Origin of the sequence: Fibrobacter sp. HC4, from assembly GCF_023373925.1 — a bacterium.
Taxonomy (GTDB): Bacteria; Fibrobacterota; Fibrobacteria; order Fibrobacterales; family Fibrobacteraceae; genus Fibrobacter.
This window is the reverse complement of the sequence record NZ_JALCZV010000002.1, coordinates 75156-99337: the sequence shown is the minus strand read 5'-3', so window position 1 is coordinate 99337 and position 24182 is coordinate 75156. Positions and strand designations below refer to the sequence as shown.

Genomic DNA, 24182 nt, shown 5'->3' with positions numbered 1-24182 from the left:
GTAGTGGATGATGCAGGGGTCGAACCTGCGACCCGCTGATTAAGAGTCAGCTGCTCTACCAACTGAGCTAATCATCCATAGTCGCGTCTCGAAGACGCGCACAATGATAGAAAAGAAAAGAACACTCGGCAAGGGGGAAAGGCAATTTTTTTTCTTTTTTTTGAAACCACCCCAAAATAGTGGATAGTGAAGAGCGAAGAGTTCTTTTACGTGTCATTCCGAGCGGAGGCCTGTAAGGCCGTAGTCGAGGAATCCAGAGCAAGAGACTCAAATCGCTACCTCACAATCCTTACCCTCTACAAGGAGGGATCTAGACACTTAGGCGATCGCCGATACCGGAAACACACCAAACAGCAACAAGCATAAAGCCAAAGAATAGAGAAGACATCTCATACCTCATACCTCATATCTTTTTATATCTTGTATTTCACACTTCAAATCTCTAGCGCCAAAGGCGCGCACCCAAACCTAGTACCAGCCTATGAGCCCAAATTTCAACCGACTTGACGCCTATATGGCATTCCTGGGGGTCGAGAGAAACCTCTCCCCGGCCACGATCCAGAGCTATCAGGAAGATTTGCGCCATTTCGTTGGATGGTTAGACGAACATTCTCTAGATTTAAAAGCCCTAACCCCAGAAAAACTGGACGAATTTTTATCCGATGCGGCCGCTCACGAGGAATACTCCCCCACCAGCATCGCCAGGCATTTCTCCAGCCTCCGAGGATTTCTGAAGTACATGCAGAACCAGGGCGAGTACGATTTCAGTACCGAGAGCATGCTGGCCACACCGCGACTGGGCCACTACCTACCCCAATACCTAACCCGCGAAGAAGTGGACAGCGTATTCGAGAGCGCCGCCAACGGCAAGAACCCATTGAGAGACACAGCCATGTTCGAGCTGATGTATAGTGCGGGCCTTCGCATTTCAGAAACTTTGGGAATCAAGCTGACGCACCTGGACCTGGAAAACGAATGGCTGACCCCTATCGGCAAGGGCAACAAGCAGCGTCTCATTCCGCTAGGCAGCAAGGCCAAGGAAAACCTGAAAGAATGGATCGAGCGAGGTCGTCCCCTCACCCATCCGGAAACAGACAACGTAATTTTAAATTCCCGCGGCAAGCCCATGAGCCGCATGGGCGCTTGGAAGATCGTGCAGCAACATACCATGCACTTGACTAAGCAGGTATCGCCCCACACCTTCCGTCACAGCTTCGCCACCCACTGCCTCGAAGCGGGCATGGACCTTCGCGTGCTGCAGGAACTGCTGGGTCACGCCGACATCAGCACCACCCAGATCTACACTCATGTGGACAAGGAATTTATCAAGCAGGAACACAAGAGTTTCCACCCCCGCGAAGTGGCCCAACGAGAATCTCGCGAGGATGGCGGAAAGAACGGGAATTAAACAAAACGAGAGGTAGAAATGCCCCTCGTTTTTTACTATCTTTGATTCGTTCAAATTTTAACCAAGGACTCAATAATGAGCAAGAATTACAAGATTGCAGTTCTCCCGGGCGACGGTATCGGTCCGGAAGTGATGAAGGAAGCTGTCCGCGTTCTGGACGTTGTTTCCAAGAAGTTCGGTTTCGACGTGAACGCAGAATGGGCCAACGTTGGTGGCGCTGCTTACGACGAAAGCGGTTCTCCGCTGCCGGAATCCACCCTCAAGCTGGGTGAAGCTTCTGACTGTATTCTTTTCGGCTCTGTGGGTGGCCCGAAGTGGGAACACCTTCCTCCTAACCTGCAGCCGGAACGCGGTGCTCTGCTCCCCCTCCGTAAGCACTTCAAGCTTTTCTGCAACCTCCGCCCCGCTCGCGTCTATAAGGAACTGGCCGGTGCTTGTCCCCTCCGTTCCGACATCGTCGGTGACGGCTTCAACATCCTTACCGTTCGTGAACTGACTGGTGACGTTTACTTCGGTCAGCCCAAGGGCCGCGAAGGCGTTCCGGGCTCCAAGGAAGAAATCGGTTTCGACACCATGAAGTACAGCCGCTACGAAGTGGAACGCATCGCTCGCTTCGCTTTCGACGCCGCTATGCTCCGCAACAAGAAGGTTGCTTCCATCGATAAGGCTAACGTTCTGACCACTTCCGTTCTGTGGCGCGAAGTCGTGAACGAAGTCATCAAGGATTATCCGGAACTGACCCTCGAACACCTCTACGTGGACAACGCTGCTATGCAGCTCCTGAAGCGCCCCCGCGACTTCGACGTGATGCTCTGCCCGAACCTGTTCGGCGACATCCTGACCGACGAATGCGCAATGCTCACTGGTTCCATGGGTCTTCTCCCCTCCGCTTCTATTGCTGAAGGTTCCTTCGGTCTGTACGAACCGGCAGGTGGTTCCGCTCCGGACATCGCTGGCAAGGGCATCGCTAACCCGCTGGCACAGATCCTCTCCACCGCTTTGATGCTGCGCTATACCTTCAAGGAAGAAGAAGCTGCACGCGCTATCGAAGCTGCTTGCGAAAAGGTGATTTCTCAGGGCTACCGCACTGGTGATATCTACCAGGAAGGCTGCACCAAGGTCGGTACCACCGGCATGGGCGATGCTATTATCGCTGCTTTGAAGTAATCGAAAACAGCAATTCGCTAAAAAAGGCAGTGTCTTGAACTAGTTTTTTAGTTCAGGCACCGCCTTTTCGTTAATTTACACTAAATCAAAAGCATTTTGAGCTATTTTACAATCAAAAAGGCCAAGACAACTGTCCTTAAAAGGGCTTTTTGTTCCATTCCGCCACGGATTTCACAAATAAACTAACAAAAAGGCAGTGGATTTCGGCATTTTTCATGCAAATCCACCGCCTTTGGGGCGTTTACGAACGAACCTGCGCAATCACTTTTGGAAAAGAGCGGCGATTTCTTCACAGGTCATGCAGGTGCGCTGTTCCAGCCCATCCACAATCACAAGCAAGGCCTTCTGGCAAGCCATCAGAATGTTGTAGCACTGCTCCACCACGTTGGTTTCCGACATCTGGAAGTAATAGCAAGCAGCCTGAAAGCTTTGGTAGTCCGCGTCACTGCGGTTCAGCTCCATAGGCAGTTCACGCATCACCGTATCTAGGTCACAAGCGAAATTCTTGCGGATAATGAATTCGGAAATATGGCCCGCAATGGCAATGTGGGCAGAGCCGTCCAGTTCACTTCCGGTAATGCGGGTAACGCCCGGACGCTCCTTGGAATTTGTCATCTTCACATATTCCAGAGGACGCTTAAACAAAAAGGCAACCAGAGCATGCCCCGCCTCATGGCGGCACAGGCGAGAGTATTCTTCAGCACCGAAGAATTCCACCAAAGTTTCACGAGTTAAATTCTGTTCAGACATTTTTTACCATTCCAAAAATAGCATTCCAAACAAGAAATGCCGCATAGCGCGGCACCTCTCAAAGATTAGACTTTACTTTTTCTTTTTAGAAGTCTTCTTTTTTGCAGCAGCCTTCTTTTTAGTCGTCTTTTTGGCGGCAGCCTTTTTCTTGCTGGTTGCCTTCTTGGCTACAGGCTTCTTCTCCGGTTCGGGAGCGGGTTCAGCCGCAGGTTCCTCAGCAGGAGCTTCTTCAGCCACAGCCTCTTCTGCGGGAGATTCTTCGGCAGGAGCCTCTGCGGCAGGTTCTTCAACCGGAGCAACTTCAGAAGATTCTGCGGCAGGCTGTTCTTCTGCGAGAGCAGCATCATAAGCAGGTTCAGCAGAAGGTTCACCAGTCATATTTTCTGCAGCGGGTTCACCATAATTAGAATACGGATCCGTAGACTCAGAATTTTCATTCACACTAGAAGGAGCATATGCGTCATAGTTTTCTTCTACAACCGGTTCCGCCACAACAGCATCATTTACAGTAGCGGCCTTATCGGCTTCAGCAGATTTGCCAGACAAATCAAAATGAACCGTAATGGAACCACCAAACTTCACAGAACTCAGGCGGAAATTCACACCATGCTTACTGAAGTACTTATCCATGGTCAGATAGGTGCAGTCGAACTCTACACCCATATGGTACGGCAGCTGCACACCGACGTTTCCCGTTACGAAAAAGTCCTGAGGCTTATCCCACCAAGTCAAATAATTAGTGGCCGGAATCGGATATCCCACGCGAGCGCCAAGGTAAGGGCGAACCTTCCAGCTATCAGGGCCAATTACACCAACAGAAAGCCACAGAGGCACGGAAGGCATCACGACATTATAGCCGCCATCAGTCTGTACACTAAAAAATCCGAGGCCACCGCCAACCATAAGGGGACCGACCGGGAAAGCCAAATATTCGGCACCAAGTCCCCACATAAAATCGGTATGGAGATCTCGGCTGGATTCAACACCTTTTGCTTCTTTTTTTTCTTTAACGTTACCAGGTGCGTATCCTGAAACAAAGCCTTGAATCTGGGCTGCAGAGCTAAATGTTACAAATGCGCCCAAGGCAAGGGCTAATGTAGAAGAACCGATTTTCATGTCAAAACCCTCTAATAGTGGTACAAATATAGTTTTGTCAAACCACTATTACTCGTAAATTTTGACAAACATTTTTGATAAGACTACTGTACTGACTAATCCTCGAGGCAGCGAACGACATCGCATTCGATTTGACACAGTCACTACCTTGCAAAAAAGCATAGTCTGCATAACAAGTCATGAACACGTAATATGCATATCGGCCATGATAATCTTCACTTTCATTTTGGGTAACGGACCAAAAATCAGATTCACAGCCGCCAACACTTTCAAACAAAGTTTCCCATTCCGCTAAACTGGGCAAATGCCATCCGTTGGGGCAAACACCTTGTACTGGTGCCAAAGCAAGGGCATCGTCTTTTAAACGATCACATACGACTCCATAGCCACAATTCTGCGGGTCATTCGCGTCATTAGCCAACGAGATCGAATCAATGGCAGCAATCCACGTATAGAGGCGTCCAAAAATGGAGCATTCATCGGCGTCATCATTACGGCACCAGGAACTTTCCTTGAGACTCGGGGTCTGCACAGAATCCGCATAGTTCAGATTCTCGGCCATCCAGGTTTGAGAGCCAATCACTACCGTTTTATAAATTTTTCCATCCCTTTCATCGACCAAGGTGCCATACGTAACGTCGGGATTAAAGAACGATTCCTTCTGAAAGAATCAGCCCCCGAAGACAACCCTTCAGATAGAGAACTAGATGAAATCATTTCTTCACTACCAGAAGGCGAAATATTTTCTGAAGAACTTACAGGCAACTCACTGGAGGAACTTGCAACGATATCGTCAAAGTCTGTTTCTTCGCTACTTGAAGTAATTGACGTAACAGCCGCGCTGGACGAAGATCCAGAATTATCGTTGGACGAACTTGCAAAGCCTTCATTAGCGGAACTTGCAGGAATTTCGCTGGAGGAACTTGCAAAACCTTCATTCGGTAAGTCTGCAGAACTTTCACTGGATGAGATTTCATCAACTACACTTGAAGATGAAATTTCATTGACATCTTCATTTGTGGAAGTTCCACTATCGCCATCACCGCAGGCTTAAGCCAAGAAATCTTCTTAAAAAGATTCATAATAAGCTCCTAACTTTTAACAACCTGCAATGTAAAAAAAATCCGCCCCTGCGGTAAAGCAGAAAGCGGATTTTTCAAGCAGCGCGGTACATGCCCGCGACAAGACTTTTATTAGCCCACGAAAATACGGCCGTTGCGGAACAGCTGCATCCACGGACCGTCTTCGCCCCATTCAGCCGGATGCCAGGAGTACTGGCAGGTACGGAACACGCGTTCCGGATGCGGCATCATGACGAGAGCGCGACCGTCTTCAGAGCAGAGGCCGTTGATTGCGAACGGAGAACCGTTGGGGTTCAGCGGGTAGCGTTCGGTGTATTCGTGCTTGCCGTCCACATAGCGGAGGGCTACGAGGCCAGTCTTCAGGCAGGCTTCTGCAGCTTCACGAGAGGCGAATTCTGCGCGGCCTTCACCGTGAGCCACTGCGATAGGCAATACGGAACCAGCCATACCCTTCAGGAGAACAGCCGGGGTATCTTCAACCTTCAGAGAGCAGTAACGGGCTTCGAAACGTTCAGAGAGGTTCTGAACGAAGCGCGGCCAATGCTTTGCGCCAGGAATCAAGTCCTTCAGGTTAGAAACCATCTGGCAGCCGTTGCAGACGCCCAGAGTGAAGGTATCCTTACGGTTGAAGTAAGCTTCGAATTCTGCGCGAGCCTTGGGGTTGAACAAGATGCTCTTTGCCCAGCCTTCGCCAGCACCCAGAACGTCACCGTAGCTAAAGCCACCGCAAGCCACGAGACCGTTGAAGTCCTTCAGGCTAACGCGACCGCTCAAGATGTCGGTCATGTGAACGTCGATGGATTCGAAACCAGCCTTGGCAAATGCGGCTGCCATTTCCAGTTCGCCGTTGACGCCCTGTTCACGGAGGATAGCCATCTTCGGGCGGCTGGAGTAATCCTTGATGATCTTTGCGCTTGCAGCCAAGTCGAAGGTGACCTTCGGAGTGATACCCGGATCATCCTGTTCCAACTTCAGCTGGTATTCGCTTTCGGCGCAAGCCGGATTGTCGCGGAGGGCGGCGATGCGGCGAGTGGTATCGGACCAGATAGCGCGAAGGTCAGAGAGGCCTTCGGCGTAGTCGCCGATAACCAGGTTGTAAGTATCGTTCAGCTTACCGATTTCAGAAACGGTGTCGCCAAGACCTGCAGCAGCGAAGGCAGCCTTAACAGCGGCAACGTCAGCATTTGCAACCTGAATGACAGCACCCAGTTCTTCGTTGAAGAGAGCGTCGATGACATTGCCCTGGAGAGCATTTACGTCCAAAGTAACACCAACGTGGCCAGCGAAAGCCATTTCGGTAACGGTAGTATAGAGACCGCCATCAGACTTATCGTGGTAAGCCATGATCTTGCCATCGGCATTGAGCTTCTGGATGGTTTCGAAGAAGGCGCGGAGTTCCTTTGCGGAATCCACATCCGGAGCCTTGTCGCCAAGCATGTTGTAAACCTGGGCTGCAATGGATGCACCCATACGGTTCTTACCGCGAGCCAGGTCAACCAGCATCAAGGTAGTCTCCTTGTTCTGGATGAGCTGCGGAGTCATAGTCTTGCGAACGTCGGCGCAGGGAGAGAAGGCGCTGATGACCAGGGAGATCGGAGCGGTCACGCGGTGGCTGCCCTTGTCGTCCTGCCATACGGTGCTCATGGACATGGAGTCCTTACCCACCGGAATGGTGATGCCCAGTTCCGGGCAGAGTTCCATACCGATTGCCTTTACAGCTTCGTACAGGTCGGCACCGTCACCTTCGTAGTTGGGAGTTGCCATCCAGTTTGCGGAAAGGTTTACGCGGCCCATATCCGGAACGTAAGCAGCAGCCATGTTGGTGAGGGATTCAGCAACAGTCATGCGGGCTGCAGCAGCCGGAGAGATGAGAGCAATAGGAGCGCGTTCGCCCATGGACATGGCTTCACCTTCGTAGGTGTCCAGAGTTGCGCTTGTGACAGCGCAGTCAGCCACGGGAACCTGCCAGGGGCCAACCATCTGGTCGCGGCAGATCATACCGGTCACGGAACGGTCACCGATGGAGATCAAGAAGGTCTTGTCTGCCACAGTGGGGTTAGCGAGAACACGGTGTGCAATATCCTTGATGGTTGCATCAGCAGGAACCACCTGGGAAGTAAGGGGACGCTTCTGGCTCTTTTCGTTACGGATCATGCGGGGCGGCTTGCCCAGCAAGACTTCCAGCGGCATATCGATGGGAGTAGAACCGAAGTGTTTGTCGGTAAGGGTCAAATGCTTTTCGGGAATAGCTTCGCCAACTACAGCATAGGGGCAACGTTCACGCTTACAGATAGCGTCGAACACGTCCAGCTTGTTGCCGGCAACAGCGATCACATAGCGTTCCTGGGATTCGTTACTCCAGATTTCGAAGGGGCTCATGCCCGGTTCGTCGTTAGGAACGTTACGGAGTTCAAACTTACCGCCGAGACCGCCATCGTTCACCAGTTCCGGGAAGGCGTTGGAAAGTCCACCTGCACCCACGTCGTGAATGAAGGTAATGGGGTTTTCTTCATCCATTGCCCAGCAACGGTCGATGACTTCCTGGCAACGGCGTTCCATTTCGGGGTTTTCACGCTGCACAGAAGCAAAGTCCAGAGATTCGTTACCAGCACCGTTGGCCACAGAACTTGCTGCACCGCCACCAAGGCCGATAAGCATAGCAGGACCGCCCAGAACTACCAGGTGGTCACCCGGATCGATGTGGCCCTTTTCGATGTGGTCGTGCTTGATGTTGCCAAGACCACCAGCCAGCATAATGGGCTTGTGGTAGCCGCGAACTTCGTTACCCTTTTCAGCAGAAACTTCCTGTTCGAAAGTACGGAAGTAACCGAGAATGTTGGGGCGGCCATATTCGTTGTTGAATGCTGCACCGCCAAGAGGACCTTCAATCATGATGTCCAGAGCGCTAGCGATACGGCTGGGGCTGCCAAAATCCTTTTCCCAAGGCTGAACTGCACCCGGCAGCTTAAGGTTAGAAACGCTGAAGCCAGTGAGGCCGGCCTTCGGCTTGGAACCCTTACCGGTAGCACCTTCGTCACGGATTTCACCACCACTACCAGTAGCGGCACCGGGGAACGGAGAAATTGCGGTGGGATGGTTATGGGTTTCCACCTTCATCAAGATATCCACTTCTTCGTTGTGGAAGTCATACTTGTTGGTGCGGGGGTCAGCGTAGAAACGACCGGCGGTTGCACCCTTCATCACGGCAGCGTTATCCTTATAGGCGCTGAAGATGTTGGTGTTGTGCAGAGCGTAGGTGTTCTTGATCATCTGGAACAGGGACTTGTCCTGCTTGACACCGTCGATGGTCCATTCGGCACCGAACACCTTGTGGCGGCAATGTTCGGAGTTGGCCTGAGCGAACATGTACAGTTCCACGTCGGTGGGATTGCGCTTGAGAGCGGTAAAGTTGTTGACCAAGTAGTCAATTTCGTCGGCGGAAAGAGCGAGGCCCATGGCCTTGTCAGCCTTCACCAGGGCTTCGCGGCCTTCGGTGAGCACCGGAATAATGTTCAGGGGACGCGGTTCTTCCTTGCTGAAGAGAACGTCCAGGGAAGCGGTGTCTGCGAATACAGCCTGAGTCATGCGGTCGTGGATCTTGGATTCGATCACCTTGCGAGAGTCGGCGGAAGCGGCACCGTCAAACTTCACGTAGTAGGCAATGGCGCGTTCGATACGCTTGATAGCGGGCAGGCCGCAGATGTGAGCGATATCGGTAGCCTTGGAGCTCCAGGGGCTGATGGTACCCGGACGGGGGCAAACCACGAACAGTTCACCATCCAGGGCCTTGGCTTCACGCATGGGGCCGTAGTGGAGCACCTTTTCCAGAGTTTCCTTTTCGGAAGCGGAAAGATCGGCGGACAGATCCACCACATGGAGGAATTCAGCGTAAACGCTTGCGACGTTCAGGTTTTCTTTCTTGAAGTCAGCCAGAAGCTTCTGGAGACGGAAATCCGACAGAGCCGGAGTACCACGAAGAATGAGCATTTTTACCTCTTGCCGGGGGTTAGCCGGCACCTTGTGTTATTTAAAATTTTACGGGGCTAAAGATAGAAAAGATCGCAAGAATTTTCACTAGATCCTTCGCTTCGCTCAGGATGACACTGGTGCAAAAACAGGAAAAAAACCGCATACATGAAAACGAAAAATCCCGGCTCATTCAAGCCGGGATTCCTCAATTTTTATCAAAAAGTGAGCGTTAAATCGTCTAACTCTTTACCAGTCAAAGAGTTAAGTTACTTGCGCTTCTTGCCTTTCTTACCCTTGGCAGCCTTCTTGGGAGCCGGAGCTTCTTCCACAACAGCTTCTTCGCCCTCTTCTTCATCTTCGTCAGATGCAGCAACAGCGGCATTGCCCAGAAGAGCATTCACGTTCACAGAGACGAGGCCAGAAAGGGACTTCACTTCGGTCTTCTTGTCGACTTCGACCTTGGCGAAGTTAGAAACGATGTAATAATCGGAGCTAGCTTCGAACTTACGAGTCTTGTTGGCAATGCTCATGGTACCCTTTACAGAGGGGAAGAGCTTTGCTTCGAGGCGAGCCTGATCCTGAGAAGTCTTTACGCTCTGAACAGCTTCGCAAGCCAGGGTCCAAACGCCCTTGTTGGTCTCGATGGAGTTGTTCACATACTCAATGATCTGGGAAGCGCCCTTGAAGGACTTGGTAGTGGTCTTTTCGTAGTGTTCAGTTGCCTGAGAAACGTAGCTACCCTTCTGCATCAGAAGAGTTGCCAGCAAAAGCACAACCACGACAGAAAGAGCAATGGAAATATTCTTCATGTTCATCGTTCATTACTCCTTATTCAAAGTGGTAGGGAGCCGGAGCTTCCAGCTTAAAGTTTGCACCCATGTTGTATTCGGTCAGAGCCTTGTAGTCAGCGGTCTTCAGCTTGCCCTTTGCGAAGGTGAAGCTAATGACGCAGTTCTTACCGCAAGCCACTTCCTTGACGCCGCCTTCATTCTTCAGAAGGAACTTGTCAGCAAGGCCAGCCTTTTCGTAGATGGAGTTCTGAGCCTGAGGAGGAATGCCTGCAGCGTTGTACATATAGGAAAGTTGCTTGAAACGGGCATCCTTGTCTTCTTCGATAGCCTTTGCGGTGGCATCAAAGGTAGCTTCGGTCTTGTCGCCGGTCAAAGTGGCAAAAACGAGCTTCCAGGCCATGCCGTACTGGTCAACAGCCTTCCACTGTTCCTGAACAACACCGTTAGACTGTTCCAGGTAGGCACCCACCTGTTCGCCAACGGACTTCTGAGCCTGGTCATTATAAGTACCCTTGAGGATCATCATCAAGGCAAACAAGCCGATAATCAATGCGATATCTACAATAAGTAGAATCTTGAACTTTTTGTTATTCATAGATTTCCTTTTTACAAGTTTATGCAGGGGTGAATTTAACTTCTTATTTCCAAAATAACAAACTAAGCTTTGTAAAATTACCACAAAAGGGGCTTTTTTCAGTTATAAATGGAGAATTAATCTATATTGGAGGCCATGAGTGATTTGCTTCCATCCCAGATTATATTCAACAACCTCAAGGAAATGCTGAAGGCCAAGAACACGGCCCACGAGTCCATGTTCAAGTTCCACTGGAAAAAGATGTGGCCCTTCAACCTGATCTGGCCCCAGGTGGATTTCGAGCGAATCGTACGACTGATGAGCGAACTGCGCAAGAACGTCATCAATCAGAAGAACCTTGTGGGTCAAGCAAAAGGCAAGGCCAAACCTTTTGAAAAAAACTTCCTGAACGCGGTGCCCGCCTATCTCGACGCCCTGGACGAATCCTGCAAGTTCCTTGGCGAAGCCGCCCAATGGAAACAGGACATGCTCATGAAAAAAATTCGCAAGGACATCAAGTTCAAGCGCGACGTAACCGAATGGAGCCGCATCCTGAAGGAATACGAAGACGCCCAGGGGAACTTGGTACGAGCAGGCGCCCTTGTGCAAATGGGCTGGGGCGAAGTGGTCCAAAACCTAAGCCAGGCGTAAAAAAGCCCACCCTATGGCAACCGTAAGCGTCATTATTCCGGTATACAATACCGCCGAATATCTGGAAGCATGCCTTATCAGCGTACAGCACCAGACCTTTGCCGACTTCGAAGCCATTGTCGTTAACGACGGTTCCACAGACAACTCTGCAGAAATTGTCGAAGAATTCATCAAACGTGATGAACGTTTCACGCTTCTGTCCCAAGAGAACGCAGGACTTTCCGAAGCCCGCAATGCAGGCCTCCAGAAGGTCTCCGCCCCCTGGATTACATTCGTCGACAGCGACGACATGATCGCCCCCACATTTCTAGAAACCCTGCTCAAGGCTTCACAAGATTCCGATGCAGAGATTATCTGCTGCGGGTCCAACAGCTTTACCGAATTGCCCGCCAAGATTCCAGGAAACCGAAGCAAGTCCATCCAGAAAATCTGGTCCCCCGAAGACGCCCTTATCCAGGCGCTGTACCAAGACAGGATTCCCGACCATTCCGCATGGAACAAACTTTACTCAGCAAGGCTCTGGAAAGACGTCCGCTTCCCGAGGGGCAAGTACTTCGAGGACCTTTGTACCATCCCGCAGATTTTCTTGAGCGCAAAGGAAATCCGTTCCGTAAGTTTGCCTCTATATCTGTACCGCAAACGCGAAACCAGCATCCTGAATTCCGCCTACAATTTAAAGAAAGCGGAACTGCTGGACATCGCCGAAAACCTTTGTACGACTATCACGGAAAAAATAAGGAACCCGAAGTTACTTCGTGCCGCAAAGAACATGCTCATCAGCACCAGCTACAGCATTCTGAAGCGCACCCCCGATACCGACGAATTCCAGGATTACCGCAATCGCGCCTGGAATCACATCAAGGAACTTCGATTGCAGAACCTGTTGGATTTCAAGGTTAGACTTCGCAACAAGGTGGCCAACGTAATCTCTTTCGGAGGCCGCGACGTCTTGCAAAAAATGCTTAGGAGGGATGAAAAATGATTCCTAGGAAAATTCATTACTGTTGGTTTTCCGGGGAGCCGTTCCCTGCTGATGTAACCCAATTTTTGGACGGATGGAAACAAGTTCTACCCGATTATGAACTGATCCTTTGGGACCGTTCCAAAGCCGAAGCCACAGGCATTCCCTGGGTAATGCAGGCCCTCGCCCAAAAAAAATGGGCCTTCGCCGCAGATGCAGTCCGTCTGTACGCCCTAGAAACAGAAGGCGGTATCTATCTCGACACCGACGTTGAAGTCGTGAAAAGTTTCGATCCGTTAATGGGCCGCGAATATTTCTTCGGATTCGAAAACGGATCCCGCCGCATAGAAGGCGCGATTCTCGCCGCAAACAAAAATCACCCCGCCATTACAAAAGCCCTGGACTTCTACAGACAAGAATCATTCAACTACACAGAATCCCAGGTGAATGAGCTGGTCTTGCCCAACATCCTTGCCAACGCCTTTAACAGTCTGCGTGACCCTTTGGAAATTTTCCCAGAAGATTTCTTTTCACCCAAGAGCTTTATAGACGGCAAGATTCGCGCCACTGCAGAAACCTACTGCATCCACCACTTTCAAAGTAACTGGAGACCGGAATCCGTCCGCAAGGGAATTGAACGTCGTCAAAAGCTTTACAAGATTTTCCCGACACCGGTCGCCAAGATTCTCTCCATTCCCCTTGCCCTTTGGACAAACCTAAAGTCACTGGGAATTGCAGGGACCATCAAGAAAATTTTCAGACGATAACGGCGTTTTGAATCAGACGTTAAAACGGCGGTCCAGAATAAACTTGGGCACAAACAGCTTCGGGAACCTTTTGAAAAAGTCCCAGGAGAACGAGGCTAGCTGAGGAATCCTGCGAACGGCCTCGGCCTTGTTGGTATAAGCAAGCATGGAGAACCAATGGGACTTCCAGATTTTCACAGCTTTCGGGTAAAGGGGATGATCGGAGTAACGAGCCAGCGCCTTTAAGAACGTGCCATACATCAAGGTACTGTTGCTGGACATGTTGTTTCCGTGAACGCGGTAGTAGCAGCACAAGGTAGGCAACACAGGTAACGTTCCAAACCTATGGAAGAACTTCAGCCACTGGGGAAAATCCTCGAAAGGGAATTCCTTATCATAGCCGCCCATATCACGGAATACATCCAGGCGAATCATTTCGGAACAGCCGTGAACTTCTTTCTTCCCCATGAAAAATTCCTCGAATGTCACTTGAGGAACAGAACGGGTATAGCGCGGGTCCGGGGTTTCGCCATGATTCCCTTCCCCATCCATCACCACAATCTGTCCGAAGCATACGGGAACTTCAGGATGACTTTCCAGGTACTGACTTTGTTCAGCCAATCGGCCTGCAGGCATCATATCATCTGACGCCATGGAGCAAAAATACTTGCCCTTCGCCATAGAAAGCAATTCATTCATGGTCGCCACCACCCCTTTGTTCGAACGATGGACGTATTTGAAGTGGAACTCGTTTGCCAAGCGTTCAAGAATCTCGGGCGACCTATCGGGACTGCCATCATCAATAACGATCAATTCAAAGGACACGCCCTCTTGAGCCATTACAGAACGGACAGCCGCCTCTACAAAACGTTCATGCTTGTAGCAGGCCATCAGCACAGAAACAATTACTGCTGATTCCATTTCAGCCTCCGGACAACAACGAACATAACTGCAAAGTATAGGAAGTTTTCTACGGCGTAAGCCATCATGGGTCCCTGGAATTCCACCAGTTTCATTAGAATCAGGGAACCTGCGGCCAGAAAAATTTCCGAACCAATTTCAATGGAAAGGAACTTCTTTGTTTCGCGGCGAGCGATCAGGACCAGTGCCAAGGAAAATCCACCAGCCCTAAAGAAATCTCCCAACAGTTGATAAAACAGATAATCGGCGGCACCCATATAGGCTCTTGAAAAAAGGATTTGCACTAGGAGACCGCGGCACAAAAATAAAGCCGTCACCATCACCAGAGAAATTCCCATCACACGCAAGAGCAAGGGATTAAACAACTTGAAAAATTCCTGCCTAGTCTGCTGGGCCGAAACCTTCGGCAGGATAATCACGGTAAGAATAGCCGACATCATCATGAAGAGGAAGTCCGAAACCTTCAACACACTCTGCCAGATGCCGGCGGCATCCTGCCCAAAGTTCGAAGCCACTGCGGTTCGGATTACCGTAAGCACAACGGGAGTCATGACCATGGGAACCAAGCCCATCAAGGCATAAGAGACCCAAGGTTCACGAATATCGGCTGCCGTAGACCAGACTTTCTTGACACTAAAACCAGCCTGGCTTGCAATGCGGATGGCAAAAAAGGCGGCCACGATGGACTGGGTCGCAATAATAGAAAGGACAGACAATTGGCCCGTATAAAGGAAAAATGCAACCCATAAAACTTGCCACAAGGAAGCCACAATATTGATAAGCGCCCACTTGCGATTTTCACCCATACCGTTCATGACGGCAGCACAGATGGCAATAATATTGGTAGCGAATACACCTGGCAAAGCAAACAGGATTGCAGCCTGCACCAGTCGAGTATTCATCCCAGGAAACAGAGTTTCCAATGGAGCCATGAAACAGAACAGAACTGCAGCCACAAAAGTGAACAGGCTCGCAAAAGTTGTCAGACGAAGACCGCCTCGCCACACTCCAAGAAGTTGCTTTTCGTTCTTGAAATTCTGAGCGGTCAGGCTAGTCCAGCCATTCTGAAGAGCAAGACTGGAAGTGGCCTGCCCGATAGTCAACAGGTTCATGAACTGCCCGACGCAGGCAAAGGCTGCAGGCGGCAAGAAAACAGCCAAAAGCTTGTTGATGGCAAAAGCCCTCAAGGCGTTAAAAGCCGTTACCGCACCCGAACCCAGGAAACTTTTCACAAACATAGACTAATCCTTAAAGCTGTTAACGCCTTCAATTACTGCTGCAATTTCATCTTCAGTCATGAAGGGGTGTAAAGGCAGGCTCAACTCCTCATTGGCCAGACGTTCTGCAACTGGGTAAGCCCCGGTGGAAAAATCATCGGCAAAAGCCTTCTGCAAATGGGGCGGCGTCGGATAATGAATAAGCGTTTCTACACCACGATTTGCCAAATGTTTTTGAAGGGCGTCGCGACAACTTTCGCCATTAGGCAGTTCGCAGTGTACCGCAAAAATATGCCACACACAATCCGCCACAGTACCGGCGGGCACAGAAACAGCAGCCTTTGGCAACCTCACCAGCGGATTTCTGATTTCGGCCAGGTAGCGGTTAGCGATTTCATTACGGCGGCGGTTTTCTTCGTCCAGTCGAGGAAGCTTCACGGACAGGACTGCAGCCTGAATTTCATCTAGGCGGGAATTTTCACCGGCAAACTCGTGAACATACTTCTTTTCGGAACCATAATTTGCAAGTTTGCGGACAACGGCAGCCAATTCGCCATCGCTGGTAACCACAGCGCCGGCATCCCCAAGGGCCCCCAGGTTCTTTCCCGGGTAGAAACTGAAACCGGCTGCGTCTCCGAGATTCCCGGCGCGAACAACGCCATTTTCAGTAGCAAATGACGCGCCATGAGCCTGGGCCGCATCTTCCAGCAAAAGAAGATCGCGATTCTCTGCAAACTGTTTCAGTTCCATCATGGGGCAAAGACGACCGTACAGGTGAACCGCCAGAATTGCCCGAACCTTAAGACCGTCCTGCTGGGCACCTGCAAACGCACGATCCACAGAAACGGCACTCAAAACCGCAGTTTCTGCATCCGGTTCCGCAGGAACCGGCACAAGATTAGCAGCCTTTACCGCAAGCCATGAGGCAATAAAAGTATTGGAAGGAACAATGACCCCGTCGCCTGGCAGCAAACGGCCCAAGGAGACATAACCCTTCAAAATCAAGGCCAAGGCCTCAAGACCATTCCCTACCCCGACGCAATGGCGAGATCCACAGTATTTGGCAAACTTCTCTTCAAAACCGCCGCATTCCTTGCCACGGATATACCAACCAGAATCCATCACACGATTGACAGCCTCCTTTATTTCGGAGCCGTAGGAATCGCTTACTCGCTTCAAAGGGTAATAGGGAACTTGAATCATGAACCTCAAAGTAGAAAATATCCCTATTTGAAAAACAGTCTAAAGCATTAAAACCGATAAAACCACCATTTTAATGGACAATCTAAAGTTTTCATCCATCGTTAAATACTAATTTGTGAATATGTTCGAGATTTTGCCCTACAACAAGGAATTGGACCAACGACTGGACCGGTTTGTGAACCGGGAGTCCGTCAACGGCACCTTTCTACAGACCCGGCAATTTTTGAACTACCATCCGGAAGATCGATTCAAGGATGCAAGCTTCGCCATCCACAAAAGCGGAATCATAACAGCCTATTTCCCCGGCACGGTTACAGCAGACGGAGAATTCATATCCCACCAAGGTTCCACCTTCGGCGGCCCCGTCATTTCAAAGGATTTTTACACCGCCAGCCGCCTGCAGGAAATCCTGAAATTCGCCGACGAATATTTCGCAAAGAATTTTAGAAGAGTCCGTCTGAAACTAACCCCGGCCGTATTTAGTCAGGAATCCCCTGCCCTTGTGGAATACCTGTTAGAGCACCTGGGCTACGAAAGACATACTGAACTAAGCGCCGTAACAACCATCGTTTCTGCGCCGGATGGAACATTCGCCGATCCTTTTGATCTCTGCGAAGGGGCTAAGCGCAGACAGGTTAAAGCATACGAAAAATACAAGGCCGAACACAAAGACATCATTTACCGCCCCATCGAGGCTGAAGAACTCGGACCGTTCTACGAATTTCTGAAAATTTCAAAAGCCAAGTACAACGTCAAGCCTGTCCATTCCATCGAGGAAATCAAGGATCTCGCTTCCGTCCGCATTGCAGACAACATTTGGCTTCGAGGCATTTTCGGCAAAGACGAAACCGGCAGGGAAAACCTCATTGCAGGAGCCATGTTCTTCGTCTTCCCTGAAACCAAGGCCGTGCACTACCAGTACATCGCCCCAGACCCAAGCTTTGACGCATTCAACCCAACCGTGGCAGTCCTCACGTCCATCATGCGCGAAGCGGCAACCAAGGGTTTCAAGAACGTGTCCTGGGGAATCTCCACCGAAGATGGCGGCAAATACCTGAACGAAACCCTGTTCAAGTTCAAGGAAGGCCTAGGCGGCAAAGCCTCCCTCAACACCTACTACACAAAAAATTTTTAACGACGCAGGGGCAGTAGCCCCCATGCATCATCTAACTTCTTTGAGGAAGTCTTCATATTCATATATATAGTCGGCTTCTTCGTAATGTTCCGAAGCAAGAACCATGCATACTGCGCCAGAAGAGAAATTCTCGATTTCACGCCAAGTCATGGTGGGGATATACAACCCCTTGTAGGAACGGTTCAACTGGAACTTCTGACGTGTCTTACCATCGTCCAGAACCACGTCAAAACTGCCACTGGCCGCAAAAATCAGCTGACGAAGCTTGCGATGGGCGTGCCCCCCGCGGGTTGATCCACCGGGAACATCATACAGATAATAAACACGCTTGATATCGAAAGGGACCAGTTGTCCCCCTTCCACAACACTCAAATTACCACGTTCATCGTGTACAATAGGAATATCAATAATCTGCGGTTCGTTCCAATTCATGAGATAAATATAGACAAAATGGAGTGAGGAACGCTGCGCTTCAGGTGTGAGGTCGCACGCAAGCGTGCTAGAGGTTTTATAGGGGGTTAATGGTGCATTTTTCTGACATCTAGCGTCGCTGGACGCGACCAGACCCCCTCTAGGAGCTCCGCTCCGACCTCACCACCTCGTTCCTCCGGTGGAAGTTTCCCCGCTGGTAGCCGGATTTCCTTGCGTGAACTCCTATGACACTTGAAAACCCCTATTGGATTTTCTATATATAGGTCCAACATCTAGCGTATGTCGTGTTAAGCTCTACCAGCATACGTCATTAACCAAAGAGCTTCCTTTTACGAGGTTAATATGTCCTCTTTCCGTGGACCTAAGGGCAAGGTTGCCCGTTCCCTGGACCTTGCTGTTTCTCAGAAGACTCAGAAGGCTCTCGACCGCCGTCACTTCGCACCTGGCCAGCATGGTCAGAACCGCAAGAAGTCCTCTTCTGTTTACAAGCAGCAGCTCGTCGAAAAGCAGCGTCTCCGTTTCACCTACAACATTTCCGAAGCACAGCTCGCTAAGGCTTACGCCGAAGCAAACCGTCGCGCAGGTTCTGCTGGTGACAACCTGATGATCTTGCTGGAAACCCGTCTGGACGCAGCAGTGCTCCGCATGGGCTTCGCTCGCACCATCTTCGCTGCTCGTCAGTATGTTGCTCACGGTCACTTCACCGTGAACGGCGTCCGCAGCTTCTCTCCCTCTCGTCAGCTCAAGGCCGGCGACGTGATTGCAGTTCGCGAACAGTCTAAGGAACATGCACAGATCAAGGAAGCACTCGCCGCTGGCGCAGCTGTTCCCGAATATCTGACTGTCGATGCTAACAAGATGTCCGGCTCTCTCGTGAAGCTCCCGCTCCGCGACCAGATCCCCGTTCAGCTTGAAGAACAGCTCGTTGTGGAATACTACTCTCGTTAGTCCGAGAGTCGATCCAACGACAACTGGAACATTTGGAGACACCTCGCTTCGGCGGGGTGTTTCTTTTTTATAATACAAGATGTATAATAAAGAAATAATTTCTTTAAATTTTTTATTAAAATTTTATTTTATTACATAAAAACACACTTTTTGTATAATAAACAAATTGTTTCTCGTGTTCAAATCCTATATTTGATAACATGAAGAACATCATAAGTTACACTGATTTCCGACAGTATATTAGGGACTTCTACGAAGAGCAAAAAAGGACATCCGCCTTCTCTTGGAGAGAATTCAACAAGCGGGCCGGATTCACCTCCCCAAACTACCTGAAGTTGGTTTGCGACGGAAAAAGCAAACTGAGCAAGGTCAAGACTGAATCCGTGGCTCACGCCATGAACCTGGCGGGCTACGAGGCAGACTATTTTCGCCTATTGGTTTCCCTGGACAACGCCAAGGATGACCTTTCCAAAAAATCCATCTTGCTTCAGATGGATGAAATGGCAAAGGAACATAAGGCCCGCGTCATTGACGGCGATGCTTTTGAATTTTATCAGTCTTGGGAATACCCCGTCATTCGAGAACTGGCCCCCATGATGCCGGGAGCAAAGCCCCACGAATTGGCGGCAGCCTGCAACGAAGATGTTTCGGCAGAAGACGTAAGCCGCATTTTAAAATTTCTTGTGAAGCGGGGTTTCCTGAAAAACGAAAACGGCAGTTACACCCAGACAGAAAAAACTGTAGTAGGATCCAAGGAGGCGATGCCCCTGGCAATTCGAGCCATGCACCGGATGATGGCCAATTATGCAGAAAAGGCTGTTGACAGGTATTCAACCGAAGAGCGACATTTCATGGGAATTACCATGGGGATCAACGAGGAACTTTACGGCAAGGTGGTGGAAGAACTGGAAAATTGTTGCAGACGCATCAATGCCATCACCGCCAACTGCGAGAACCTGGACCAGGTTTACCGCATGAACATTCAATTTTTCCCATTTACAAAAAAGGTTTAGGAGGCAAATATGAAAAAACAAATCATGGCAATGGGCACATTGAGCTTGCTGGCACTTACCGCTTGCACCGACAACAATACCGCAGGAAACGCCATAGAACCCAATGGCATCGCAGAGAATACATCGTCAAGCAGCATTGAATCAGCAGAAAGCTCTTCCGGTAGTTTATTCAACGCGGTCATCGATTTCGACCAACTCTACACATTCTCCACCGAAGCAACTGCTAGCAGCGTAATACAGGATATCGTCTCTGTAAACACCTATGAAGAGGAAAATGCTGCATCGGCCAGCTGCGAGGCTGCAGAGCAAAAACTCACTGGTGTTACAAGAATCCAGGACGGGCTAATTACAAGAGCCTATTCCGGTAGAAACTTAAGGGTTGACGTAGACAAAATGGTCGATATGCTCAAGAAGACCTGCGCATACACCTTTGACGCCGCAAACGCTTCAATAGATTCCTTGATTACCACTGCGAATGGTTTTGACTTTGCCTGCGTAACCACCACCGACATCATGAATATCGACGAAGCTCTCGGCCTATTCAATCACGTCATGGCCACGCAATGCGAACTTCTAGAAAAAAAAATCTCTCTGGATTCCCTAGATAGCGCAAACGCCGCCAACAGGGAACCAATCATCGAATTTTCAGAGGAAGATCCCGACACCATTTCTATCGACACCAGTTCCAGAACCTTGAGTGCATACGCAGCCCAGTTCGCGAGACCGGAGGATTTATCCTTCGACAGTCATGTATTAGCATATAACAGCAACCTGAGTACGGAATGTATCAACGCCATAAGCACCCCTGTCAAAACCGAATCGTACATACCCATCAATGCAAAGGCAATAAACTTCATCGAAAAAGAGGACATCTCTGCATGTTTCCCTACTACGGATTCCATAGGGAAGTTTTCCAAAAAAGAAACGTCTTGCAAGTACTATGTAATTAATAATTCTGACTCAAACCAGCCTACAGCCCACGTTCTTACCAAGGTAGCCCAGGATACCATTACAGCAATGAGCATTGGCCGTGGTTTTCCCAAAAAGCAAAACGGACTGTACGGATGCGCAGTCACAAATATGATTTCACATGCACATGTAATCTACCTTATTGAAGACTGCGAAGGAATCATCAACGAAAATACGGTGGTAAAGAATCGCTACGCCCAAAGTAGCCGTTGGATTTGCGGAACCAGCAATGAATACAAAGTACGAGCCTACGGAGAATGGTATAGCGAAGCCCTTCTTGACAATTAAGATTCTCTCTCAAGATACAGACACCCGCAGAAATGCGGGCGTTTCTTTTTTTTATAATACAAGATGTATAATAAAAAAATGTTTTTTCTTTTTTTAGGCCATATTTATCAGGACCTATTTACACTAGACAATACAATTTTTTCAACTAGCGCCATTCATTTTTTTGAATAAAAAAAAAGTATAGCTTTTATTAAGAAAAGAAGGTATATTCGGGGATGAAAATGCAATTGGGGAACCCCAAAAGCACGTTTTTTGTAAAAGTTAGGAGGTTTACATGAAAAAAAAATTCTTTACCACCGCAGGGATTTTAAGCCTGCTGATGTTCATGGCATGTTCGGACGATCAGGTTTCAGGAAGTCCTATCGACGACAACGAAACTACAAGCAGTAGTTCAGCCCCGAAAGCCGACACAAAATCGTCAAGCAGCATCGCCATCGACTTGAAAGAAATACTCACCCTCAGCACGTCCAAAACAGACAGCCGTTCGGTAGGTTTAACAAACATTGAAATCTACAAAAAAGAAAACGCCGTAAAAGCATCATGTCCCGTAATTCCATACGAGCCCGATTATTCCGGTATTATCGGTATCGCAAAAATCAGCCAAGGGCAACTCAACATGGCTTTCTTTGGCCGCCATCTAGCAGCCAACATTGACAGTCTGGTTATCAACTTGTCAAAAGCCTGCACAGGCGGAAAGGACGATGTTAACATCATAGCAGATTCACTTTATATTAAGGGAAACAGCTTCAATTACGCCTGCGTAACAGAAACTGAGGCCACATCCATTGATGATGTAGAAAAGGCATTTAGCAAATCAATGGACCTCAGCTGCAAGATCGTTAACGAAGCCGAGCCCCAAGAGCAGCCCGAAATAACTCTTCCAAACAAACATGACCCCAAGGCGGATCCTGTCGTTGTTGATACAACGGTCAATACACTGAATCGTCTCGCACTGCAGTATGCCGACCCAGAAGATTTATCCTTCGACAAACATGTAATGGCATATATCTCGGATTCGGAGTGTCAAACGAATCAGGATTCCACGAGCTCCTACCCCTACCCAGACATAGACAACAATATCTATCCCGTCGATAGAAAGCATATTTCCTCCTGTTTCCCTAAAACGGATTCAATCGGACATTTTTCAAAAAGAGATAAATCCTGTAAATACTACGTGGTCGCATTACCACTCAACGAACCTACAGGAAGCGTCCTTACCAAGGTTTCTTCAGACACCATAATGGTTCTCCAGATAAAATATCTCGATCTTTCTTTTGACACTTTTACGTCTGCAAAATTCCTTATCGAGGACTGCGAAAACATCATTAATGACAGAACAGTCTTATCCTCCCAAAGCGTCTTAAGCGCTCGATGGTCCAACGGGGGCGATTACAACATAATCTATTCGGAATGGTTCAGCGAAAGTTTACTTAAAAACTAGCCCATTTAAAAGGATGCCGCCAGAAAGAAACTGGCGGTATTTTTTATTTTTGCTTATATGATTCCAGCCCGCACACGCTCACTCAGAGACATTGACCCAGAAACAGCCCGAGGTCTCATCGCCAATAGCTTAAGCGACGAATCCGTCGATGAATCCAGGGTTCATGCCACCGCCATCCAGATGAAGAAGGGGCGGTTCGACACTTATGGAGTTTGCCTGGAACTGGACTCCCGTGGACACCTAATTAGCGGCCTAGATTACCTGCACGCTATAGTTGAAAGCAATAGCACGGTCAAAATTTGGGTCGCCGAGAACCGGGAACCGTAAAAAAAGCGAAATTTTACCAAAAAAAAACAAACTTATAAAAAACTTACAATCCTTGAGTTTGCAAGGTACTTTTTCATAAGTTAAAAAAACATCTCAAGCGAATTTCCGCCTTCATTTTATTCTATTTTATAAAAAAATTAAACGGAGTCCAATATGGAAAATTCCTTTAGCAAGATGATCTGCAGACTGGCCGTTGTCGCAGCCGCCCTGTTTGCTGCATTCCACATTTTCGTCAACAACAAGCTCGACAAAGACAATCTTTAACGAGAACACCAAAGGTTTATTATGGAAATCAATAAGGATATTGCCGACCTTCAAGCTGCTGAAGAATATCGCAACAAGCGAAAGAAGTTCATTCTGTGCTATCATAACTTCAATGCGAAGAATTTCAAGAAGGCTTCCGTACAAATCCGCAAGCTGGCCGAAGCAGCCGGTTCCCCCATCAGTATCGCCGTGGTCCCCTCCATCGGCGGTGTTCCGGAATCCGAAGCCGAAGAATTCCAGGCAACCATCCAGCAGTTCGTTGACGAAGGCTACGAAATCATGATTCACGGCGCACATCACCGTGCAGACCTGGCAGTCAACAGAACATGGGTTGGTAAAATTGCCCAATGGATTTCCGGCAACGAAGCCGAATTCGCCGGTCTCGATGAAAAATTCACCATCGCCCTCCTGAAACGCAGCCTTGCCCTTTGGAAGGCCAACTGCAGCCACGCCATTCCCTCTGGCTTTGTCCCGCCCATCTGGTTCGGCAACCGCCACCTGCGTGAACAGGCTCTGGAACAGTTCGACAATTACGAAGACCTGCATTTTATTTACAGCAAGAGAGACGGCTCCATTAAGAAGATTCCATCCAAGGCTCTCAGCTTCTCCATCGTCCCAGATGTTCTTCTGGGAATCGCCCAGACCAGAGCCTGCCTGACCATGATGCTCCCCGGCGGCATTCCCCGTCTGGTATTCCACCAGAAGGATTTCTTTACCATTGGCGAAAAGAGAATTTTGAACTTAATCCGTTACGTATCCACCATGCGTGAAAAAGTGATGTACAAGGACCTGTAATCGTCCATAATCAT

Annotated in this window: 22 protein-coding genes and 1 tRNA gene; 12 read left to right on the top strand and 11 right to left on the bottom strand. The window is 49.3% G+C overall.

Translation table 11 applies throughout. From position 1 onward, the window contains the following. Positions 1–4: 4 nt before the first annotated feature. Positions 5–77 (bottom strand) — tRNA-Lys (locus MMG03_RS01645). Between the two features lie 404 nt (positions 78–481). On the opposite strand from MMG03_RS01645, the gene MMG03_RS01640 reads away from it, so the two are divergent. After that, the gene (locus MMG03_RS01640; RefSeq protein WP_073235163.1) at positions 482–1408 is read left to right on the top strand and encodes a tyrosine recombinase; all 927 of its coding nucleotides are present in this window, start codon (positions 482–484) and stop codon (positions 1406–1408) included. Between the two features lie 75 nt (positions 1409–1483). Then, positions 1484–2575 (top strand): 3-isopropylmalate dehydrogenase, encoded by a 1092-nt coding sequence (gene leuB / locus MMG03_RS01635; protein WP_073160566.1) that lies wholly within the window; start codon positions 1484–1486, stop codon positions 2573–2575. Positions 2576–2836: 261 nt separating this feature from the next. Here the strand turns inward: leuB and MMG03_RS01630 are convergent, their stop codons facing one another. The 3 genes from MMG03_RS01630 to MMG03_RS01620 all read right to left on the bottom strand — a co-directional run bounded on the left by MMG03_RS01630 (position 2837) and on the right by MMG03_RS01620 (position 5024). Continuing rightward, positions 2837–3325, bottom strand: coding sequence for a hypothetical protein (locus MMG03_RS01630; protein ID WP_073235156.1), 489 nt, complete (start codon positions 3323–3325; stop codon positions 2837–2839). Between the two features lie 72 nt (positions 3326–3397). Beyond that, entirely contained in the window at positions 3398–4441 is a 1044-nt protein-coding gene (locus MMG03_RS01625; protein ID WP_249505477.1) for a hypothetical protein, read from the bottom strand. Between the two features lie 37 nt (positions 4442–4478). Next, positions 4479–5024, bottom strand: a complete 546-nt coding sequence (locus MMG03_RS01620) for an FISUMP domain-containing protein (RefSeq protein WP_249505476.1) — start codon at positions 5022–5024, stop codon at positions 4479–4481. Here MMG03_RS01620 and MMG03_RS01615 point away from each other — a divergent pair. Further along, positions 5010–5495 carry a hypothetical protein gene (locus MMG03_RS01615; protein WP_141100490.1) on the top strand — a complete coding sequence of 162 codons (486 nt, stop codon included), beginning with the start codon at positions 5010–5012 and terminating at the stop codon, positions 5493–5495. The two genes, MMG03_RS01620 and MMG03_RS01615, sit on opposite strands and share 15 nt — an antisense overlap. Before the next feature lie 139 nt (positions 5496–5634). Here MMG03_RS01615 and purL read toward each other — a convergent pair whose 3' ends face one another. The 3 genes from purL to MMG03_RS01600 form a co-directional block, all read right to left on the bottom strand. Then, positions 5635–9510: a phosphoribosylformylglycinamidine synthase gene (gene purL, locus MMG03_RS01610; RefSeq protein ID WP_249505475.1), complete on the bottom strand. Its 3876-nt coding sequence runs from the start codon at positions 9508–9510 to the stop codon at positions 5635–5637. Positions 9511–9758: 248 nt separating this feature from the next. Continuing rightward, positions 9759–10307 carry a hypothetical protein gene (locus MMG03_RS01605; RefSeq protein WP_249505474.1) on the bottom strand — a complete coding sequence of 183 codons (549 nt, stop codon included), beginning with the start codon at positions 10305–10307 and terminating at the stop codon, positions 9759–9761. Positions 10308–10320: 13 nt separating this feature from the next. Then, on the bottom strand, positions 10321–10878 hold the full coding sequence (locus MMG03_RS01600) for a hypothetical protein (protein WP_073160556.1): 558 nt from the start codon (positions 10876–10878) through the stop codon (positions 10321–10323). A 135-nt stretch (positions 10879–11013) separates the two neighbouring features. On the opposite strand from MMG03_RS01600, the gene MMG03_RS01595 reads away from it, so the two are divergent. Genes MMG03_RS01595 through MMG03_RS01585 form a run of 3 tightly spaced genes read left to right on the top strand, consistent with a single transcriptional unit; the run spans position 11014 to position 13236 of the window. Next, the gene (locus tag MMG03_RS01595) at positions 11014–11508 is read left to right on the top strand and encodes a hypothetical protein (protein WP_249505473.1); all 495 of its coding nucleotides are present in this window, start codon (positions 11014–11016) and stop codon (positions 11506–11508) included. Between the two features lie 13 nt (positions 11509–11521). Continuing rightward, a complete protein-coding gene (locus MMG03_RS01590) occupies positions 11522–12490 on the top strand; it encodes a glycosyltransferase (RefSeq protein WP_073235138.1) in 969 nt (322 codons plus the stop codon). Next, the gene (locus MMG03_RS01585) at positions 12487–13236 is read left to right on the top strand and encodes a glycosyltransferase family 32 protein (protein WP_073235135.1); all 750 of its coding nucleotides are present in this window, start codon (positions 12487–12489) and stop codon (positions 13234–13236) included. The genes MMG03_RS01590 and MMG03_RS01585 overlap by 4 nt, the downstream gene beginning before the upstream one ends. Positions 13237–13248: 12 nt before the next feature. On the opposite strand, the gene MMG03_RS01580 is transcribed toward MMG03_RS01585, so the two are convergent. From MMG03_RS01580 to MMG03_RS01570, 3 genes are read right to left on the bottom strand one after another with little or no spacing between them, the layout of a single operon-like run. After that, positions 13249–14136: a glycosyltransferase gene (locus tag MMG03_RS01580; protein WP_249505472.1), complete on the bottom strand. Its 888-nt coding sequence runs from the start codon at positions 14134–14136 to the stop codon at positions 13249–13251. Continuing rightward, positions 14121–15374 carry an O-antigen translocase gene (locus tag MMG03_RS01575; RefSeq protein WP_073235132.1) on the bottom strand — a complete coding sequence of 418 codons (1254 nt, stop codon included), beginning with the start codon at positions 15372–15374 and terminating at the stop codon, positions 14121–14123. The genes MMG03_RS01580 and MMG03_RS01575 overlap by 16 nt, the downstream gene beginning before the upstream one ends. 3 nt (positions 15375–15377) lie before the next feature. Continuing rightward, positions 15378–16556 carry a DegT/DnrJ/EryC1/StrS aminotransferase family protein gene (locus MMG03_RS01570; RefSeq protein ID WP_249505555.1) on the bottom strand — a complete coding sequence of 393 codons (1179 nt, stop codon included), beginning with the start codon at positions 16554–16556 and terminating at the stop codon, positions 15378–15380. Between the two features lie 121 nt (positions 16557–16677). Between MMG03_RS01570 and MMG03_RS01565 the strand changes: the two genes are divergently transcribed. After that, on the top strand, positions 16678–17691 hold the full coding sequence (locus tag MMG03_RS01565) for a GNAT family N-acetyltransferase (protein WP_249505471.1): 1014 nt from the start codon (positions 16678–16680) through the stop codon (positions 17689–17691). Between the two features lie 27 nt (positions 17692–17718). Here the strand turns inward: MMG03_RS01565 and MMG03_RS01560 are convergent, their stop codons facing one another. Beyond that, entirely contained in the window at positions 17719–18123 is a 405-nt protein-coding gene (locus tag MMG03_RS01560) for an FdtA/QdtA family cupin domain-containing protein (protein ID WP_073160540.1), read from the bottom strand. 342 nt (positions 18124–18465) lie between these two features. Here MMG03_RS01560 and rpsD point away from each other — a divergent pair, with 342 nt between their 5' ends. The 5 genes from rpsD to MMG03_RS01535 all read left to right on the top strand — a co-directional run bounded on the left by rpsD (position 18466) and on the right by MMG03_RS01535 (position 24168). Beyond that, positions 18466–19071 carry a 30S ribosomal protein S4 gene (gene rpsD, locus MMG03_RS01555; RefSeq protein WP_073160538.1) on the top strand — a complete coding sequence of 202 codons (606 nt, stop codon included), beginning with the start codon at positions 18466–18468 and terminating at the stop codon, positions 19069–19071. A gap of 200 nt (positions 19072–19271) precedes the next feature. Next, complete coding sequence (locus MMG03_RS01550; protein ID WP_249505470.1) at positions 19272–20084, top strand: TIGR02147 family protein; 813 nt, start codon at positions 19272–19274, stop codon at positions 20082–20084. A 9-nt stretch (positions 20085–20093) separates the two neighbouring features. After that, positions 20094–21341, top strand: coding sequence for a hypothetical protein (locus tag MMG03_RS01545; RefSeq protein ID WP_249505469.1), 1248 nt, complete (start codon positions 20094–20096; stop codon positions 21339–21341). A 274-nt stretch (positions 21342–21615) separates the two neighbouring features. After that, on the top strand, positions 21616–22782 hold the full coding sequence (locus tag MMG03_RS01540; protein ID WP_249505468.1) for a hypothetical protein: 1167 nt from the start codon (positions 21616–21618) through the stop codon (positions 22780–22782). A 612-nt stretch (positions 22783–23394) separates the two neighbouring features. Then, the gene (locus tag MMG03_RS01535) at positions 23395–24168 is read left to right on the top strand and encodes a DUF2334 domain-containing protein (RefSeq protein WP_112131766.1); all 774 of its coding nucleotides are present in this window, start codon (positions 23395–23397) and stop codon (positions 24166–24168) included. The last annotated feature ends 14 nt before the right edge of the window (positions 24169–24182 follow it).